The sequence below is a fragment of the Enterobacter vonholyi genome (genome assembly GCF_008364555.1).
GTDB classification, from domain to species: Bacteria; Pseudomonadota; Gammaproteobacteria; order Enterobacterales; family Enterobacteriaceae; genus Enterobacter; species Enterobacter vonholyi.
Window position 1 is genome coordinate 1 of the sequence record NZ_VTUC01000032.1, and the last position, 587, is coordinate 587.

General features: G+C 69.5%; 1 pseudogene. It reads right to left on the bottom strand.

What is annotated here, in order from left to right:
* Nucleotides 1–587, bottom strand: a pseudogene (locus F0319_RS18830) (filamentous hemagglutinin N-terminal domain-containing protein); the annotation flags it as partial.

Genomic DNA, 587 nt, shown 5'->3' on the forward strand with positions numbered 1-587 from the left:
ACCCTGTCGCCGGAGAGCGCAATGTCGCGCCCCGCATTCACCTGCCCCTGGTTACTGACGGCGCTGCCCGTCAGGCGGACATCGCCCGCGGCATCGGCCCGGCTCTGGCCGTCCAGGACTATTTGCCCGCCGCTCAGGGACAGACTTTCTCCTGCCGAGACCGCGCTGGCCGTGGAAGACAGCATGCCGCCGCTGCTGAGCGTCGCGCGGGTATTGCTTCCGCTGAGGGTATTCGTCAGGGTGATATCCTTCCCGGCCGCCACGCTGAGCGCGCCTTTGCTGGTGACGCTGCCGCCGCGCTGCGTCAGGCTGCCGCCGGTGGACAGCGTGGTGTCGGCCTGGCTGGCGAGCGTGCTGTTGCTGAGCTCCACATCCCGCGAGCTGGCCACGTTCAGCGCCCCCCCGGCCTGATGGCTGCCGCTGAGGGCCACCCCCGCGCCGTTCGCGCTAATCGAGCCGCTGGCCAGGCTGTTCATGACCGTCAGTTTCCCGCCCGCGTCCAGCTGAATATCGCCCTGGCGCGCGGTGAGGTTGCCGAGGTTCACCCCCACGCCCGTCTCGCTGGAGACCAGGCGAATACGGTTCGC